Here is a 17296-nt window from a genome sequence, read left to right on the forward strand (position 1 = left end):
GTGCGTAGGAGGAGAACGTAAGCCCCGTCACACCCCGGAGCAAGACCACCGCCGTGAACCGCCGGAGTCGATCATGTTTCATACCCAAGTGGTCCATGTCGGACACGCACCGACACGATCGGATTGGCGTACGGGCAGTTGTCACCGGTCGCGCGGGCTGCGCGGATCCGGTCAGACGCCCGCCAGACGTGCCACCCGCAGGGCGTGGAGCAGATCACGTTCGAGGGCGGCGGAGATCGCGGCGGCAGCGGCACGGAGTTGGGGGATCAGACCGTGCGGGTCGGCGGCGGCGAGACGGGCGGCGTCCTCGGGCGTTCGGACCCGGAGGAAGGCCGTGAGCAGGGCGTGGGCCTCGCGATGGTGACCCTCGGCGTGCAGCGCGGCGCACGCGCCCGCCAGTTCGCCGACCGGGCGGGAGACTCCCTGCCGCAGCAGCCGCTCGCAGTCCTCGGACCGGCCCGCGTCGGCGAGCGCCCCGGCGACGGCGGCGAGGCGTTCCGGCGGCAGCAGGGCCGCCTCCCACAGGAGCGTGGACCAGTCGGGGCCGAGGCCCGCCCGGTGCAGCTCCGCGGCGAGCGCCGGGAGCCAGGCCGGAGGCCCGGCGACGGCCTCGCAGAGCAGCGCGTGGGCCTCGCCGCTGCGGCCCTGGGAGCGCAGCCGCTGGAGCGCGTAGACCGCGTTCCCGGCCGCGCGTGCCGCATCCTCGGCGACCTCGCCCGCAGCCGGACGGGGAGCGGGGGCGGGAGGCGCCTCGGCTCCGCCGAAGCGGGCTCCGCGGGGCGCCGCGCCCGCCGTCGGCAGATCGGGTACGGATACGGGGGCCGGTACCGCCTCCTCGCCCTCCCCGTCCCCGCCGAGCCAGGCGTACCGAGCGCCGCGCGGCTTCCGCCGGGGCGCGGGCGAGGGGGCGGGAGCGGGCGCGGACCCAGCGGCGGACGCGGACGCGGACGCAGGACCGGGGGCAGGGGTGGACCCGGACGCGGGACCGGGGGCAGTGGGCGTCGGCCGCCGGTCGTCGGCGAGCGCCGCGAGGCGCGCGGTGAGGTCCGCGATCCGGGCGGTCGCCCGCGCGTGGTCGTCCCGGGCCCAGGCCAGTTCGCCGCCGATCCGGTCGGCGTCCGGCCCGCCGCCCTGCGCCCCCCTCAGTGCCGCGTCGAGTTCCTGGCCGCGGGTCTCGGCGTACCGCCGCTCGCGCTCCATCGCCTCCAGGCGCCCGCGGAGCACCTCCGCCCCGCCCGGCCGCCGGTCATGGGCCGCGGCCGCCGCGCCGTGCAGGGCTTTCGCCCGGGCGGCCTGCGGCCCGAGGGGCGACTCGCCCAGGTCCTGGAGCAGTGACTCGACGACGTCCCAGGGCAGGATCTCCGTACCGTCGAGGCAGGCCCGCAGGCCCTCGGGGTCGCGGCTCGCGAAGACGCCATACCACCCTTCGCCCGGCACCAGGCTCGCCGCCAGACCTCTGAGGTAGCGCGCGAACGCACCGACCTCCGCCGGGAGTTGATATACCGTCATATCGTCCGCACCGCCCGCGCACTCGACTGGGCCCTTCCGGTCCGGGGGTATTCGACCTCAGTCGTGTTACGGGACGGCTACGGACTGTTTTCGTCCGGTGCCCGCTCGGGTGGCGAACGGGTCAGAACCGCACCGCTATCCCGGTGTGCGGCCGCTTGCCCAGCCGGGCGATCATGGCGGGCCAGTCGACGAGCCAGAACTGCCAGGTGTACTTGCGCGAGAGCAGCTTCCGCACCCGCCGCAGCTCCTCGCCCTCCAGGAGCCGGCCCTGGCCCTCCAGGCGCACCGCGCCCTCCTCGACGTTCCCGCGCAGGTCGCAGACGGCGACCACGGTCCGCGGGTCGTTCCGCAGCCGCTTCACCTTCCAGGAGTCGGTACGGGTCCAGGCGTACAGCTCGTCGCCCTCGACCGCGTACCAGACGGGGGTCGCGACGCCCGTGCCGTTCCGGCGGAAGGTGGTCAGACTGACGTAGCGGCCGCGCCGCAGCTCCTCGGGAATCATGCCGTCGAGACTAACGTCGCCCGTAGGCCACCCGGGCCGCGGTGACCTCCGGGACGTGGGCGCGGGCCCAGTCGCAGGCGGTGTCGAGCGGTCCGATGAGCGAATGGCCGAGGGCGGTCAGCGCGTACTCGACGCGTGGCGGGTTCTCGTCGTGGACGGTCCGGGTGAGGAAGCCGTTGCGCTCCATGGCACGCAGGGTCTCGGTGAGCACCTTGGGGGTGATCCAGTGGAGCGGGACGCGCAGCTCGGAGAAGCGGCGCGGCCGGCCGTCCTCCAGGCAGCGGAGCACCATGCCGGTCCACTTGTCGCCGACGCGGAAGGGCTGCGCGTGGTCGGCGCACGCCGGATCGTCGAACAGATCGGGCGCGAGGGGCTCCTGCCCGGCCGAGGCCACTGCCGCGGCTCCCGCCGTGGCGTCGGTCATGCGTCCGGTCACGTACTCGTTCATGCGTCCGAAGCTAGCCCAGTACCTTTGAAGTAACCAGGCACCCCCGTCCTACGGTCTGCCCATGAGCCAAGACACGAAGAACATCATCGTTTTCGGGGCGGGCGGACGGGTCGGCCGCGCCGTCGTGACACGGGCCGCGGCCCGGGGCCACCGGGTGACCGCAGTGGTGCGCGAGCCCGCCAAGTACCAGGATCTGGGTGGCGGTTCTGTCACGGTCGTACGGGGAGACGTCACGGATCCGGTGTCGGTGGCCACCCTCGCCACGGGCCACGACGCGGCGGTCAACGCCTCGGCCCGCCTCGATCTTCCCTCGGAGCAGTACTTCACGGCGGCGGCGAAGGCCCTGCTCACCGGTCTCGGCGAGGCGGGGGTCCGCCGGCTGCTGACCCTGGGCATCGCGACGACGCTGGAGACCTCGCCCGGAGTCCGACTGATGGACGCGCCCGAATTCCCCGCCGAGTGGCGGGCGTTCGCCCAGGGACACGTGGCGGAGTTCGAGCTGCTCGCGGGCGCGGCGGGGCCTGAGCTCGACTGGCTGATGGTCGTCCCGCCGCTGGACCTGAACGCGGAGGCCGAGGTGACCGGCGCGTACCGGACGGCGGTGGGCACGGTGCTCGACGGGTCGGGGCGGATCGCCCACGCGGACCTCGCGTCGGCGATCGTCGACGAGATCGAGCGGCCGCGCCACAGCCGCGTCCAGCTCGCCGTCTCGGCCTGAGACGACGCGGCGTCGGGCGCCGTCAGACAGGCGCCAGGGCGCACCGGGTGACGAGTTCGTCCATCGAGAGGCCGAGGACGCCCGCCAGCGCCGCGACCGTGAAGAAGGCCGGCGTCGGGGCCCGGCCGGTCTCGATCTTGCGGAGGGTCTCGGCGGAGAGTCCGGCCGTCGCGGCGATCTCGACCATCGAGCGGTCTCCGCGCGCCTCGCGCAGGATGCGGCCGAGCCGCTCGCCGCGCTCGCGCTCTTCGGGGGTCAGGGGTGTGCGCACCATGCCGCCATACTAATACCGGTATAGTAATTGGCATGGTGGAGATCAAGACAGAGGAATCCCTGCGGGCCATGCGCGACGCGGGGCGGGTGGTCGCCGAGGCGCTGGCGGCCGTACGGAAGAAGGCGGCGCCCGGGGTCACGGGGAAGGAGCTGGACCGGGCGGCCCGGGAGGTCCTCGCGGCGGCCGGAGCCGGGTCGCCGTTCCTGGACTACCGCCCCGACTGGGCGCCGGTGCCGTTCCCCGCGGTCGTGTGCGTGTCGGTCAACGACGCGATCGTGCACGGCATCCCGGGCGACGACCGCCTCTCGGACGGGGACCTGGTTTCCGTCGACTGCGGGGCACTCCTCGGCGGCTGGGCGGGCGACTCCGCCGTCAGCTTCACCGTGGGCCGGGCGCGCCCCGAGGACACCCGGCTGGTCGACACGGCCCACGCCGCGCTGGAGGCGGGCATCGGCGCGGCCGTCGTCGGCAACCGGATCGGCGACATCGCCCACGCGATCGGCCGGGTCTGCCGGAGCGCGGGTTACGGCATCCCCGACGGTTTCGGCGGCCATGGCATCGGCCGGGCCATGCACGAGGACCCCGGCGTACCCAACGAGGGACGCCGGGGCCGGGGCATGCCGCTGCGGCACGGCATGGTCCTCGCGATCGAACCGATGCTGATCGGCGGCGGCGGGGACGACCACTACACGGCGCGGGACGGCTGGACGATCCGTACGCTCGACGGCTCCCGTGCCGCCCACGCCGAGCACACGGTGGCGATCACGGACGACGGCCCCCGGATCCTGACGGCCTTGTAGGGGCGACGACGGCGGGGCCTCCCGTACGGGGAGCCCCGCCCCTCTCCGTACGGACCCCCCCGCCCCTCTCCGTACGGACCCCGCTTGCCCTGTCCCTACGGACCCCCTGGCCCTAGCCCACCGGCCGCACCACCATCGCCGAGCCGCCGCCGCGCCGCTCCTTCTCCGCCGCGGCGACCCAGCGCCCGTCCGGCAGCCGCTGGACGCCCGTCGCCGCGCCGATCTCGGGGTTCTGCCGGAAGCCGTGGCCGATGGCTTCGAGTTCGGCGCGCAGCGGGCTGTTCCACAGGCCCGGTTCCAGCTCCGTCGTCGACTGGTTGCGCTGGCTGGCGCGCGGGGCCGCGATGGCCTCGACGAGCGGCAGGTCCCGGTCCACGACACCGGTCAGCGTCTGGAGCACGGTGGTGATGATGGTCGCCCCGCCCGGGGAGCCGAGCGCGAGCACCGGCCGGTCGTGCCGGTCGAGGACGATCGTCGGGGACATCGAGGAGCGGGGCCGCTTCCCGGGGCCGGGGAGGTTCGGGTCGTGGACGGCCGGGTTCGCCGGGGCGAAGGAGAAGTCGGTCAGCTCGTTGTTCAGCAGGAAGCCGCGGCCGGGGACGGTGATACCGCTGCCGCCCGTCGACTCGATGGTCAGCGTGTACGCGACGACATTGCCCCACTTGTCGGCCACCGTGAGGTGCGTGGTGTTCTCGCCCTCGTACGTGGTCGGCGCGGCCGTCCCACCGGTCGCGCACGCCGCCGGATTACGCGGGTCACCGGGCGCGAGCGGGCTGGTGAGCACGGCGTCGTCGCGGATCAGGCACTCCCGGGAGTCGGCGTACCGCTGCGAGAGCAGCTCCCGTGTGGGCACGTCCTCGAAGGCCGGGTCGCCGACCCAGCGGCCCCGGTCGGCGAAGGCGATCCGGCTCGCCTCGATGAAGCGGTGCAGATACCCGGCCCGCGAGGCGGCGGAGAGGTCGGTGCGCTCCAGGATGTTGAGCGCCTCGCCGACGCTCGTTCCCCCGGACGAGGAGGGGGCCATGCCGTAGACGTCGAGGCCGCGGTAGGAGACCTTCGTGGGCCGGCGCCGCTCGGTCTCGTACGCGGCGAGGTCACGCTCCGTCAGATCCCCGGAGCGGACCACACGCGTGGCTCCGTCCCGCACCGGAGGCTTCCGGACGGTGTTCACGATGTCCCGCGCCAAAGGCCCCCGGTAGAGCGCGCCGACGCCCTCACGGCCCAGCTTGTCGTACGTACGGGCCAGATCGGGGTTCTTGAACGTCGACCCGACGACCGGGAGTCCGCCGCCCGGCAGGAAGAGATCCGAGGAGGCCGGGAAGTCCCGGAAGCGGGCCTCGTTCGAGGCCGTCTGGGCGCGGAAGGTGGCGTCGACGGTGAAGCCGTCACGGGCGAGACGCTCGGCCGGTTCGAGGAGGGTGCGCAGCGGCTTGGTGCCCCAGGCGTCGAGCGCGGCCTCCCAGGTGGCGGGGGTGCCGGGGGTGCCGACGCCCCGGCCGCTGGTCATGCCCTCCTCGAAGGGGATGGGTGCGCCGTTCTCCACGAACAGGTTCCTGTCCGCCGAGGCGGGGGCTGTCTCGCGGCCGTCGATGGTGCGGACGGTCCGGGTCCTCGCGTCGTAGTGGACGAAGTATCCGCCTCCGCCGATGCCCGCGGAGTACGGCTCGGTGACACCGAGGGCCGCGGCCACGGCGACCGCCGCGTCGACGGCGTTGCCGCCCTTGCGGAGCACCTCGATGCCGACGGCGGAGGCGTCGGCATCGACGCTGGCGACGGCTCCGCCGTACCCGACGGCGACGGGTTCCTTCACCGGGTGCGGGGGTGGCGCGGAGCCGGCCGGTGGCGCCGCGGCCCCCACCGAGAGCACCGTCGCGGCGACGGCGAGCAGAGAGACCTTCCGAGCGGTGGAGCGTCGCACTTGTACCTCCAGTCAACGACCGTCCGCGCAGCGTAACTTCCGTCCCGCCTTCTCGTCAGGACCGCCTCGAACAGCGGTGCGCCGTGCCGCTAGCATGCGCCCCCATGAATGAAGACCTGCGCAATGTCGTGCTGGGGGTCCTGGCGACCGGGGTCAGCGCCTCACTGGGCTGGCTGGCCCGGACGTACCTCTGGCGCCGCAAGCTCCGGCGCAAGCAGGCGTTCTTCGGCCTGGCCGACGGTTCCGCGTGTCTGCTGGTGGTGAACCGCAAGGCGGGGAGCGACCGGACGGTGCACAACGTCGACGTGTCGGCCCTGATCGAACTGTCCGCCCTGATCAAGGACTGCGGGGCGCGGCCGGAGATAGTGCAGCACGACGAGGCCCGGCAGGGTCTCGGGGATCGCGCGGAGTTCTGCGTGGGCGGACCGTACTCGAACCGCCGGATGGCGGCGCATCTCTCGTCCCTGCTGCCCGGCCTGACGATGAACGCGGAGCAGGAACCGGCTGCGGACCGCGGCATGTTCACGGTCGGGGGCGAGGAGTACCGGCTCGTGAACGGCGCCACCGAGTATGTGGTCCTCGCGCGTCTCACCGGGGGCGACGGGGGACGGCCGGTCTTCCTCTTCTGCGGGCAGGCCGCGGTGTCCAACCAGGCGGCCGCACGTCATCTGGCCCGGAACCACGAGAAGTTGGCACGGAAGTACGGCTCCGGACCCTTCGTGCTTCTCCTCAAGGTCGTCAACTCCGATGCGTACGGCCCCGATGTGGTGGAGCTGGTCGCCGATGTCACGCGGGCCGCCCGCACCGGCGCCCCCGCTACCGCACCCGAACCGGCAGGGTCTTGACGCCGTTGATGAAGTTGGAGACCAGTCGCCGGGGCGGCGCGGTGAGCGCGAGGTCGTCCAGGGTGTCGCGTACCTCCTCGTGGAGGACGCGGAGCTGAAGCCGGGCGAAGTGGGCGCCGAGGCAGACGTGCGGGCCTTCGCCGAAGGAGACGTGCGGGTTCGGCGACCGGTCCAGGTCGAGGCGGTGGGGGTCGGTGAAGACGCGCTCGTCGTGATGGGCGGAGGCGTGGAAGACGACGACCTTGTCCCCTGCGGCGATGGGCCGGCCGGCGAGTTCGGTGTCGCGGGCGGCGGTGCGGCGGAACGTGAGCACGGGCGGGTGCCACCGCAGCAGCTCCTCGACGGCCCGCTCGACGCCGGCCTCGCCGCTCCAGAGCCGCCGCCGTTCGTCCGGGTGTTCGGCGAGGGCGAGCAGTCCGCCGGGGGCGGCACTGCGGACGGTGTCGTTGCCGGCGACGGTCAGCAGGAAGAAGAACATCTCCAGCTCGGCGGGGAGGAGTTCGGAGGTGGCGAGGGTGGTCATGATGTCGTCGGCGGGGTTCCTCCGCTTGTACGCGGCGAGCTCCTGCGCGTAGCCGAACATCTCGGCGAGCATGGCGGGTGACCGGGGATTGACGGGCTGCCCCCGGTCGTCGAGGACGGGCGGCTCGTCGGGATCCTGGTAGGCGATGACCCGCTCGGTCCAGGCGAGGAGCAGGCCCCGGTCGCTCGCGGGCACACCGAGCAGGTCGGTCAGGTTGAGCAGCGCGTAGTCGTCGGTAACGGTGTGGACGAGATCGACCTCCGGGCCGGCGTCGACAGCGGCTTTCAGCAACTCGCGGGCGCGCGCCCGCGCGGTCCCGGCGAACCGCTCGATCCGCCCGGGCGTGAAGGCGCGGCTGACGAGCCGCCGCAGCCGGCCGTGGTGGGGAGGGTCCTGGTTGAGCATCATCCGACGGATGAACGGCAGATCGGCAGGGTCGGGGTCCCGGATCTGGGTGGCGCCGAGATGTGAGGAGTAGTCGGCGGAGTCCTTGAGCACCCGTACGACGTCGGCGTGGCGCGTCACGGCCCAGAACCCGGGTCCGGCGGGCCAGCCGAGGACTGCGTACTCCTCCTGCCAGGCGACGGGCCGGTGGTCGCGCAGGACCCGGAAGGCCTTGTGCGGGATCCCGTCGGCGTAGATCCGCGGGTCGAAGACGTCGGGTACGTCGCTGTCGCTGTCCACGCCCCATAGCTTGGGGCGGCCGCCGCCGGAATTCCAGATCCCCGGGGCGTCACGCCTCGGAGCGGCTCCACAGGGTCAGGTCACTGCTGGTCGCGACGGCCAGCGTCCGCCCGGAGGGCGAGAAGCCGACGGCGCGCAGTTCCGACCAGGTGGAGTGGAAGACGTGCCACCACTTCTCGCCGTGCGGGCCGGAGTGGGGCATGCCTCCGTCGGCGCTCAGCAGGACCCGTTCGTTCGGCCAGTCGGGACCGACGACCTCGACGTGCCAGCCGCCGGAGGCGGTGGAGTGCAGCCCTCCTCCGTACAGCCCGGCGATCCGCACCCGCGTGCCGGCGAGCGGCCCGAGCCCCGGGCAGGAGAGGTCGGGCCCGTCGGGGAACTCACCCTCCTCGGGCTCGGGATGAGGGTCCCGGGCGATCCGCTCGCCGGTGGTGGCGTCGAACAGCCCGTGCCCGGCGTGGGAGACGACCATCACGAGGTCCTCCCCGCTCTCCGGGTCCACCCCGAACCCGATCCCGACGAGCCCTCCGACGGCCGCGCACGTGTCGAAGACGGGCCGCCACGGCGCGGGCGCGGCGACCTGAGGGGCGGCCAGAATCCGGTCCCGCAGCTTCTGTTGGTACGGAGTGAGTCCCGGCACTGCCGAGCCGTGGGAGGAGGAGGTCATGGCGCCGATCACGTGGTCGAGGGGTGGTGGGCGGAGCCCATCATGCAGGCCCGCGGCCCACCGCCGGGAGGCAGGGTCGCCCATGTCACATCCGACATCGGCGAAATAGTGCATGTATGCGGAACCGATTCCGGCCGCCGGCACTCTCTCCCCGCGTAAGAGATCACCACCGGAGGTCGTCCCTGTGAACCGCATACCCGTGCCCGCCCTGCTCGTCACCGCCGCCCTGACCCTGGGGCTCTGTGCGTGTTCCGGCGGATCGGGTGGAGCGGGCGGCCCAGGAGGAGATGACAAGCAGGCCGCGCCGAAGACGCGGATCTCGGTGAACCTGACCGGCGACCGGGCGCGGGCCGGCGAGCCGGTGACCGTCACCCTCGCCGAGGGTGAGCGGCTCGAGGAGGTGAGCGTCACCGACTCCAAGGGCGCGCGGCTGGAGGGGAAGGTGTCGGCGGACGGGAAGAGCTGGACCTCGTCCCGGAAGGTCACGCCCGGGACCGCGTACGCCGTCGAGGCGCGGGACGCCGCCGGGGGCAGCGCGAAGGCCGCGTTCACCACCGCCGCCCCCGACAAGGTGAACAAGCTGACCCTGGCCCCGGGGAAGAACACCACCGTCGGCATCGCCCAGCCGCTCTCGATCGTCTTCGACCACCCGGTGAAGAACAAGGCGGACGTGGAGAAGCACCTCAAGGTCACCACCTCGAACGACACCGAGGGCTCCTGGGGCTGGATGCAGGACTGGTCCGGCAAGGACCGGGTCGACTGGCGGCCGAAGGAGTACTGGAAGTCCGGAACGAAGGTCACTCTGGACGCCACGCTGAGCGGGATCGACTCCGGCGCCGGCGGCTGGTTCGTCCGTGACTACACGACCACGTTCTCGATCGGCCGGAACCAGCTGGTCAAGGTGGATCTCGACAACCACCGGCTGACGCTGCTGCGCGACGGGCAGACCGTCAAGAACGTGCCGATGTCGGCCGGTACGCCGGGCGGCGAGAAGGCTTCCTGGCGCGGGAAGACCGTCCTGATGTCCAAGGAGGGCACCATCAACATGCGCTCCGAGACCGTCGGCCTCGGTGACGCCTACGACAAGATGGTCGACTACTCGATGCGCCTCACCTGGTCGGGGATGTACGCGCACGCGGCACCGTGGAACGCCGCGTACTTCGGCAGCGCGAACAAGAGCTCGGGCTGCATCGGAATGAGCGACGCCAACGCGCGCAGTGTGTACGAAGCGGTGCAGGTCGGCGACCCCTTCGAGATCACCGGCTCGGACGCGAAGGGGACGCAGGCGCTGAACAACGGCTACGGCGAGTGGAACCTCTCCTGGGCCGAGTGGCAGTCCAAGAGCGCCCTGCGCTGATCTCACGTTCAACAATCGTTACCCTCGCGTAACTTACCGACCGGTTACCCCAGGTAAGCCTGGCCGGTTACCGTCGGGTCACTTTGCACTGTCCCCACCAGTGACACGAGTGAGGAGTGACCCGTGCGTACACCTCTCGTCTTCGCCGTCTCGGCCGCTTTGGTGGCCGGGACGGCCCTCGGGCTCGCCCCCGCCGCCCACGCCGCGGAGTCCGGCACGTCCGTCCGCTTCGTCGACATCGCCGGCGAAGGCGGCACCGTCCTCAAGGCCAATGTCGTCACCCCCGCCGGTGCCGACGGCTCGGCCCGCTACCCCGTGATCGTGCTCCCCACCAGCTGGGCCATGCCCCAGGTCGAGTATCTGGCGCAGGCCAAGAAGCTCGCCGACTCCGGCTATGTCGTGGTGAGTTACAACTCGCGCGGCTTCTGGCAGTCCGGCGGCGAGATCGAGACCGCGGGGCCGAAGGACGTCGCAGACGCCTCCAAGGTCATCGACTGGGCCCTCGCCCACACCCCCGCCGACCCGTCGAAGGTCGGCATGGCGGGCGTGAGTTACGGCGCCGGCATCAGCCTCCTCGCTGCCGCGCACGACGAGCGGATCAAGGCCGTCGCGGCCCTCAGCGGCTGGGCCGACCTCATCGAGTCCATCTACAGCGGCCGCACCCAGCACGTCCAGGCCGCCGGGCTGCTCGGCGGAGCGGGTTACCTCACCGGCCGGCCCGGCCCCGAACTCCAGCGGATCCTGGGCGACTTCCTCTCCTCGAACCTCGCCAAGGAGGGGGAGATGATCGAGTGGGGCAGGAAGCGCTCCGCGGTCACCTACCTCGACCGGATCAACGCCAACGGCGCCGCGATCATGCTCGGCAACGCCTGGGGCGACACGATCTTCCCGCCCAACCAGTACGCCTCCTTCTACGAGAAGCTCCAGGGCCCCAAGCGCCTGGAGTTCCGCCCCGGCGACCACGCCACCGCCGAGGCCACCGGTCTGCTCGGCCTGCCCAACGACACCTGGACCAGCGCCCACCGCTGGTTCGACCGCTACCTCAAGGGCACCGACAACGGCATCGACCGCGAGCAGCCCGTCCGGCTCAAGTCCCGTTCCACCGGCGGCTACGAGGGCTATCCGGACTGGAAGTCGGTCGGCGCGAACGAGCGGAAGTTCGCGCTCGGCGGCACCCAGCGGATCTGGGCGAACGTGGACTCCGGCGCCAACGGCGGGATCGTGCTGCTCTCCAACCTCCTGGACCAGCTGCTCAAGACCCCGCCCGTGGCCTCGGTCCCCCTCCTCCCCCGCGCCTTCGCCGGCGTGTGGCAGTCCGAGCGGTACGGCACGCCCCAGAAGGTGCGCGGCACGGCCAAGGTGCACACCACGGTCACCTCCACCAAGGAGAGCGGCACCCTCGTCGCGTACCTCTACGACGTGGGCCCGCTCGGCCTCGGCAAGCTGGTCAGCAACGCGCCGTACACCTTCCACGGCAAGACGCCCGGCACACCGTTCGGTGTCGACCTGGAGTTGTTCTCCACGGCCTACGACGTGCCCGCCGGACACCGTCTCGCCCTGGTCGTCGACACCGTCGACCCGCTCTACATCGAGCACAACCCGACCGGCGCGCAGCTGACCTTCTCCTCCCCGGAGACCGACCCCTCGTACGTGTCGGTCCCGCTGCGGGCGGAGTGATCACCGGCTGCTGCCGGGCGGGCTTGGCTCCCTGCGCGCTGCTGCGCGGCGGCCGAGGCCCCTCGGAGGGGCCCCTACCCGGCAGCAGCGTCCCTGGTTCGGCCGGAGCGTGTCGACGGCCTGTGAGTTCGCCGGCAAGTTTGGCCGCGTAGCCCATGAGGATCGTGTCGTCGGTGGTGACCGCGTCGACCTGGCAGGTGAGCAGGTTGTCGACGCAGACGGAGTACGTGTCGTGGGCGACGAGGTCCGCCTTCGGATAGTCCTTCTCCATCCGCTGGTACGGGGTCGATCCGGCGGCCGAGCAGACGCGCCGGCCGTCGAGGTCCTGCGGCCCGTGGATGTCGTTCTCGTCGATGCATACGAGGAGCGACTCGCCCGCCGTTGACGTCACGAAGCTCGATCAACGGATCGGCGACCGCCATACGCTCCCCTGCCCCCTTCTCGGCTGTGTCGAGGTCAGCGCAAACTATCCAGCCCGAAAAGGGACTTCACACTCGACACGCATAAAAGCGGCATAAGCCGTATTTACTGCAAGGGGGTGGCCGGCGTGGCGGCGCGTGGGAGCGCCGTGGCGGGGAGGCTCAGAACTCGGCGGCTTCCCCGTACACCTGCGAGAGCTGGGGCGATCCGGTCATGGCCCAGTCGAGCCCGGCCTCGACCACGTTGATCTCGCGGCCCGAGGCCAGCCGCACCACCGGCTGTCCGCCGGGCCACACCTGCCATCCGGCACCCGGCACGTTCCGCACGATGACGGTGCCCAGATAGAGCCCGGCGTCGTTGCCCAGCCAGGGCAGCTCCTCCGGGTCGTCGCGCCAGCGCGGCGGGAGCTGGTCGAGGGCGGCGAGCGAGCGCGGGGTGTCGTCGAGGGTCACCCCGGCGTCCTGGACCCGGGCGCGCAGCAGCTCGCACTCGGCGAGCAGCTCACCCACGCCCTCGGGGTCGCGGTCGAAGGCCGCGGCCAGGGGGTGCTCGGCCTCATGCCGCTTGCGCCAGTTGTCCAGGAACGGGATGTTCATCCGAACAGCGTCGCATTTCACCCTCCCGTGGCACCACCCGGCGCGCGGAGATCATCCGCGTCGGGCGGCGCCCCGGCGACAGGCCGTGACGTCGGGGCGTCATGGTCGGCCATCACGGTCGACCGGCCGTCCTGGTCCGGTGGCGGTCCTGGTCCGGTGGCGGTCCCGGCCCGGTGGCCGTCCTGGCCCGGTGGACGTCCCGGTCGGCTAGAGGTCCAGGTCGACGACGACCGGGGCGTGGTCGGACGCGCCCTTGCCCTTGCGCTCCTCGCGGTCGACGTAGCTGTCCTTGACCGCGTCGGCGAACGGCTTGTTGCCGTACACCAGGTCGATGCGCATGCCCCGGTTCTTCGGGAAGCAGAGCTGGCGGTAGTCCCAGTACGTGAAGGGGTGGTCGTACTTGAGCGGGCGCGGGACCACGTCCGTGAGGCCCGTCTCGCGCAGGCCGGCCAGCGCGGCCCGCTCCGGGGCGGTGACGTGCGTGAGGCCCTCGAAGGCCGCCCGGTCCCAGACGTCGTCGTCGGTCGGCGCGATGTTGTAGTCGCCGAGGACGGCGAAGGGGCGCGCGGACGCGGCGTCCTCGGCGACGGCCGCCTGGAGCGCCTCCAGCCAGCGGAGCTTGTACGCGTAGTGCTCGTGGACGACCTCGCGGCCGTTCGGCACGTACACCGACCAGACCCGGACCGGTCCGCAGGTCGCGGAGATGGCACGGGGCTCCTCCAGCTCCTCGTAGGCCGGCCCGCCGGGCAGGCCCATGACGACGTCCTCCAGGCCGACCTTGGAGAGCAGGGCCACGCCGTTCCACCGGCCGGTGGCGTTGACCACCGACTCGTACCCCAGCTCACGCAGCTCGTCGGTGGGGAACTGCTCGGCGGTGCACTTGGTCTCCTGGACGCACAGCACGTCCGTGCCGGTGCTCTCCAGCCAGGCCAGGAGTCGAGGCAGGCGGGCGGTGATCGAATTGACGTTCCAGGTCGCGATGCGCATGAGCGCAAGCCTAACGGCGGGGTCCGACAGCCACCGTTCCCGCTGCGTTCCCGCGCCCCCGGTGGATCACAGCTCGGTGGAGTCCCCTGGGGTCAGCCGGCCGTGGTCCGTGCCCCCGAGCGCCCCGATCTGCCTGTCGTAGATCGGCCGGGCGAGGTCGGTGAGCAGGGCGTCGTGGATGTCGAAGGCGCGGCGCGGCTTGACCTCCCGTACGTAGTCGATGACCTCGGAGATCTTGTTCCAGGGGGCCATCACCGGGAGCATCAGCGTGTCCACCGGGTGGTCGGGGACGGTCAGCGCATCGCCCGGGTGGAAGACCGCGCCGTCCACGAGGAAGCCGACATTGGTGATCCGGGGGATGTCGGGGTGGATCACGGCGTGCAGCTCGCCGTGGACCTGGAGGTCGAAGCCGGCCGCGGTGAAGGTGTCGCCGTTGCCGACGGTGTGGACCCGGCCCGGGAAGGCGGCCGAGAGCTTCTCCGCGACGCTCCGCAGCGTCCAGATCTCGGCCGCCGGGTTGGACTCCAGGCCGGCCCGCAGCCGGCCCTCGTCGAAGTGGTCGGGATGCTCGTGGGTCACGAGCAGGACGTCGGCGTCGACGGCGGAGTCCTCTTCGCTGAACGCGCCCGGGTCGATGACGAGCGTCCGCCCGTCCTTCTCGAGACGGACGCAGGCGTGCGACATCTTCGTCAGCTTCACAGGACTCCCCCTCACGACGGGCCGTACCGGCCAGGTCAGCCTACGCCTGAGGCGTCGTCTCCTCCTTGATCACCCTGCCGACGACGCGCAGGGCGCTCTCGGCGGCGGGCAGCCCGCAGTAGACGGCGGTCTGGAGGACGACCTCACGGAGCTCGCCGGGCGTCAGCCCGTTGCGCAGGGCGGCCCTGGTGTGATCGGCGAGCGCGTCCAGGTGGCCGCCGGCGATCAGGGCGGTGAGGGTGACACAGCTGCGCGTACGGCGGTCGAGGCCTTCCCGGCTCCACACCTCGCCCCAGGCGTAGCGGGTGACGAGGGCCTGGAGGTCGGCGCCGTACTCGTCGGTCAGCGCCTCGTCCACATGGGCGTCGCCGAGGATCTCGCGGCGGAGCTTGATGCCCTGGTCGTACGGGTCGGGCCGCCCGGCTTCCGCGAGCTCGCCCGCCGGCTCGGCGGGCGCGATCTCGGCGACGGGCTGGACGGGGGCGGAGACGGGCGGCATCGCGAGGGCGGGCACGGCGCTCTGCGTGTCGTGCACGATCCCGGCGAAGTGGCTGGTGAGCAGCTCCGTGACGGCGGCGGGCTGCTCGACGGGGGCGAGATGGGAGGCGCCGGGGACGACGGCGAGCCGGGCGTCGGCGATCCCGGCGACCAGCGTGCGGGCCTCGGCTGGGCCGGTGACCTGGTCGTCGGAGCCGACGAGCACGAGGGCGGGGACGCCGATGCGGCCGAGGGCCTCCCGTACGTCGAAGACGGCGAGCGCCTCGCAGGCGCCGATGTAGCAGCCGGGGTCGGTGGTGCGGACCATCTGTACGGCCCACTCGACGATCGCCGGCTGCGCCGCGCGGAAGGCGGGGGTGAACCACTGCTCGGGTGCCGTACGGGCCATGGGTTCGAGGCCATGGGTGCGGACGATCACGCCGCGCTGGCGGAACTCGTCGGCGCTGCCGAACCGGGGCGAGGCGGCGACCAGGGCGAGCGAGGCGACCCGGTGGGGCGCCCGCAGCGCGAGGTCCAGGCCGACGGCGCCGCCGATGGAGCAGCCCACGTAGCCGAAGCGCTGCACGCCCAGCTCGTCGAGGGTGGCCAGCAGCCGGTCGCCGAGCTCGGCGACGGAGGTGAAGGGCCGGGCGGGTGCCCCGCCGTGCCCCGGCAGGTCGAAACGGACGATGCGCCACTGACGGGTGAGCTCGGGTATCTGCCGATCCCACATGTGCCAGGTGGTGCCGAGGGAGGGTCCGATCACCAGAACGGGGGCGTCGTCGGGGCCGTCGATGCGGTATTGCAGGGTGTTCGTCGGTGTCTCACTCACCCGCCAGACCCTCTCATCTCGCGCCGTCTCCCCCAGCGCCGGGTCGAACCTTCTGCACTCCGGGCCGGAGAACCCGCAGCGGCTGCTCGAACCGACCCTCGCGCGATACGGATATCTTCCAGGTCAACTGATTCCGGAAGGACCGCCTCCATGAATGTCAGACGCGCGCTCGTGGCCACCGCGCTACTGCTGCCCGTCCTCGCCGGATGCAACGGGAAGACCCCCGCCGCCTCCGCACCCGATCCTTCCGCGTCCTCCGTTCCGGCCGCTCCGGCTCCTCCAGCCACCGTCTCCGCCTCGGCGTCGCCGTCCCCGTCGGTCGGTGCCTCGGCCACCGCGACCCGCACGGCGAGCCCGTCGGCCACCGCATCGCCTACGACCGCCACGACTCCGAGCCGCAGCCCGAAGCCCCCGGTCCCGACCCACCTCGGGCTGTCCGTGTCCGCCAAGGGCGGTGCTCTGCGCCTGGTCCGCGGAGGGGCCGCCCAGGAGTTCACGGTCACGCTCCGCAACGGCAACACCCATGCCTACCGGCACCTGCTGCTCGCATTCCAGATGGAGCTTCTGCTCGGGGAGCCCGGGGACACCGCCGCGACCGGCCCCGACTTCGTGCTGGAGCGCCGGGACCCGGTCACCGGGGTCTGGCGCCAGGTCGCCCTGCGTATGGCCAACGACGCCATGTACTACCCGGGGCTGAAGGGCGGCACTCCGCTGGCACGCGATGCCGTACGAACCGAGCGCTACCGACTCAGCGCACCAGCGGCCGGTCCGACCGGCAGCACCCCGGTCATGGTCGAATTGGTCGACACCGACACCGACGCGCGGGTCGCCTACCACTACCTCCCGATGACCGCTGCCCGCCGCTGACGCCACGGGGAACAGCCGCCCACCAGCACATTCAAGAGCGGGGCAAGGTTCCCCCACGGACCCGCAGCCAGTGTGGTTTCCGGCGAAGGCGCACGGCCCTCGCCCGCCGTGTGCAACGGCGTCGAGAAGGGAAACCTCCATGAAGCGATCGCTTTCCGTACTGCTGGCCGCCTCTGCCGCGGCCGTCGGTCTCATGGCCGTACCGGGGACGGCCAACGCCGCCGGCGGCTGCAAGACCATGAGCGCCCCCGGCGGCGGCTCCGCCTACGTGTGCAAGCACTACTACTCGCAGGGCGGCGGGCTGTACTACGGCGACTTCTCCGTGAGCGGTGCCTCCTCCCGCGTGTACGCGCAGGCCTACTACGACGGCAATGTGCAGACCGTCACCTCGCGCGGCGGGAGCACCAGCGGAGGCTTCAGCGACGTCGCCAAGTTCCACGTCCGGGTCTGCAACAGCGGGTGCAGCGCCTGGTTCTGACCGGCGACGGGCGGGAGG

18 protein-coding genes and 1 pseudogene are annotated in these 17296 nt (G+C 72.2%); 7 read left to right on the forward strand and 12 right to left on the reverse strand.

Annotated elements, in window-relative coordinates; translation table 11 throughout:
- Positions 1–171 precede the first annotated feature (171 nt).
- The 3 genes from ACFY8U_RS04775 to ACFY8U_RS04785 all read right to left on the reverse strand — a co-directional run bounded on the left by ACFY8U_RS04775 (position 172) and on the right by ACFY8U_RS04785 (position 2459).
- Positions 172–1509 carry a UL36 very large tegument protein gene (locus tag ACFY8U_RS04775; protein WP_389565613.1) on the reverse strand — a complete coding sequence of 446 codons (1338 nt, stop codon included), beginning with the start codon at positions 1507–1509 and terminating at the stop codon, positions 172–174.
- Positions 1510–1630: 121 nt separating this feature from the next.
- The gene (locus ACFY8U_RS04780) at positions 1631–2011 is read right to left on the reverse strand and encodes a PPOX class F420-dependent oxidoreductase (RefSeq protein ID WP_361757556.1); all 381 of its coding nucleotides are present in this window, start codon (positions 2009–2011) and stop codon (positions 1631–1633) included.
- Between the two features lie 10 nt (positions 2012–2021).
- Positions 2022–2459, reverse strand: a complete 438-nt coding sequence (locus tag ACFY8U_RS04785; RefSeq protein ID WP_389565615.1) for a winged helix-turn-helix transcriptional regulator — start codon at positions 2457–2459, stop codon at positions 2022–2024.
- A 61-nt stretch (positions 2460–2520) separates the two neighbouring features.
- On the opposite strand from ACFY8U_RS04785, the gene ACFY8U_RS04790 reads away from it, so the two are divergent.
- A complete protein-coding gene (locus ACFY8U_RS04790) occupies positions 2521–3177 on the forward strand; it encodes an NAD(P)-dependent oxidoreductase (RefSeq protein ID WP_389565618.1) in 657 nt (218 codons plus the stop codon).
- Positions 3178–3199: 22 nt separating this feature from the next.
- Here ACFY8U_RS04790 and ACFY8U_RS04795 read toward each other — a convergent pair whose 3' ends face one another.
- Entirely contained in the window at positions 3200–3451 is a 252-nt protein-coding gene (locus ACFY8U_RS04795) for a helix-turn-helix transcriptional regulator (RefSeq protein WP_361594468.1), read from the reverse strand.
- 20 nt (positions 3452–3471) lie between these two features.
- Here ACFY8U_RS04795 and map point away from each other — a divergent pair, with 20 nt between their 5' ends.
- Positions 3472–4251: a type I methionyl aminopeptidase gene (gene map, locus ACFY8U_RS04800; protein ID WP_389566173.1), complete on the forward strand. Its 780-nt coding sequence runs from the start codon at positions 3472–3474 to the stop codon at positions 4249–4251.
- Positions 4252–4363: 112 nt separating this feature from the next.
- Here map and ggt read toward each other — a convergent pair whose 3' ends face one another.
- A complete protein-coding gene (gene ggt / locus ACFY8U_RS04805; protein ID WP_389565620.1) occupies positions 4364–6169 on the reverse strand; it encodes a gamma-glutamyltransferase in 1806 nt (601 codons plus the stop codon).
- A gap of 104 nt (positions 6170–6273) precedes the next feature.
- Here ggt and ACFY8U_RS04810 point away from each other — a divergent pair, with 104 nt between their 5' ends.
- Complete coding sequence (locus ACFY8U_RS04810) at positions 6274–7014, forward strand: hypothetical protein (RefSeq protein WP_389565622.1); 741 nt, start codon at positions 6274–6276, stop codon at positions 7012–7014.
- Here the strand turns inward: ACFY8U_RS04810 and ACFY8U_RS04815 are convergent.
- Positions 6986–8221: a cytochrome P450 gene (locus ACFY8U_RS04815; RefSeq protein ID WP_389565624.1), complete on the reverse strand. Its 1236-nt coding sequence runs from the start codon at positions 8219–8221 to the stop codon at positions 6986–6988. The two genes, ACFY8U_RS04810 and ACFY8U_RS04815, sit on opposite strands and share 29 nt — an antisense overlap.
- Before the next feature lie 49 nt (positions 8222–8270).
- Positions 8271–8888: a hypothetical protein gene (locus ACFY8U_RS04820; protein ID WP_389565627.1), complete on the reverse strand. Its 618-nt coding sequence runs from the start codon at positions 8886–8888 to the stop codon at positions 8271–8273.
- A gap of 184 nt (positions 8889–9072) precedes the next feature.
- Here ACFY8U_RS04820 and ACFY8U_RS04825 point away from each other — a divergent pair, with 184 nt between their 5' ends.
- Positions 9073–10245, forward strand: a complete 1173-nt coding sequence (locus tag ACFY8U_RS04825; RefSeq protein WP_389565629.1) for an Ig-like domain-containing protein — start codon at positions 9073–9075, stop codon at positions 10243–10245.
- Positions 10246–10368: 123 nt separating this feature from the next.
- A complete protein-coding gene (locus ACFY8U_RS04830) occupies positions 10369–11922 on the forward strand; it encodes an alpha/beta fold hydrolase (RefSeq protein ID WP_389565632.1) in 1554 nt (517 codons plus the stop codon).
- A 124-nt stretch (positions 11923–12046) separates the two neighbouring features.
- On the opposite strand, the pseudogene ACFY8U_RS04835 reads toward ACFY8U_RS04830, so the two are convergent.
- The 5 genes and pseudogenes from ACFY8U_RS04835 to ACFY8U_RS04855 all read right to left on the reverse strand — a co-directional run.
- Positions 12047–12301, reverse strand: a pseudogene (locus tag ACFY8U_RS04835) (ABC transporter substrate-binding protein); the annotation flags it as partial.
- Positions 12302–12503: 202 nt separating this feature from the next.
- Positions 12504–12938 carry a DUF6278 family protein gene (locus tag ACFY8U_RS04840; protein ID WP_361594452.1) on the reverse strand — a complete coding sequence of 145 codons (435 nt, stop codon included), beginning with the start codon at positions 12936–12938 and terminating at the stop codon, positions 12504–12506.
- A gap of 207 nt (positions 12939–13145) precedes the next feature.
- Positions 13146–13925 (reverse strand): exodeoxyribonuclease III, encoded by a 780-nt coding sequence (locus ACFY8U_RS04845; RefSeq protein WP_361594450.1) that lies wholly within the window; start codon positions 13923–13925, stop codon positions 13146–13148.
- Between the two features lie 66 nt (positions 13926–13991).
- The gene (locus tag ACFY8U_RS04850) at positions 13992–14609 is read right to left on the reverse strand and encodes an MBL fold metallo-hydrolase (protein ID WP_361595028.1); all 618 of its coding nucleotides are present in this window, start codon (positions 14607–14609) and stop codon (positions 13992–13994) included.
- Between the two features lie 55 nt (positions 14610–14664).
- Positions 14665–15933, reverse strand: a complete 1269-nt coding sequence (locus ACFY8U_RS04855; protein ID WP_389565636.1) for an alpha/beta fold hydrolase — start codon at positions 15931–15933, stop codon at positions 14665–14667.
- 150 nt (positions 15934–16083) lie between these two features.
- On the opposite strand from ACFY8U_RS04855, the gene ACFY8U_RS04860 reads away from it, so the two are divergent.
- Together ACFY8U_RS04860 and ACFY8U_RS04865 are read left to right on the forward strand one after the other, a co-directional pair.
- Positions 16084–16800: a hypothetical protein gene (locus ACFY8U_RS04860; RefSeq protein WP_389565638.1), complete on the forward strand. Its 717-nt coding sequence runs from the start codon at positions 16084–16086 to the stop codon at positions 16798–16800.
- Between the two features lie 139 nt (positions 16801–16939).
- Positions 16940–17278, forward strand: coding sequence for a hypothetical protein (locus ACFY8U_RS04865; RefSeq protein ID WP_361594444.1), 339 nt, complete (start codon positions 16940–16942; stop codon positions 17276–17278).
- Positions 17279–17296: the final 18 nt, after the last annotated feature.

The organism is Streptomyces sp. NPDC012508 (genome assembly GCF_042902595.1).
GTDB lineage: Bacteria > Actinomycetota > Actinomycetes > Streptomycetales > Streptomycetaceae > Streptomyces.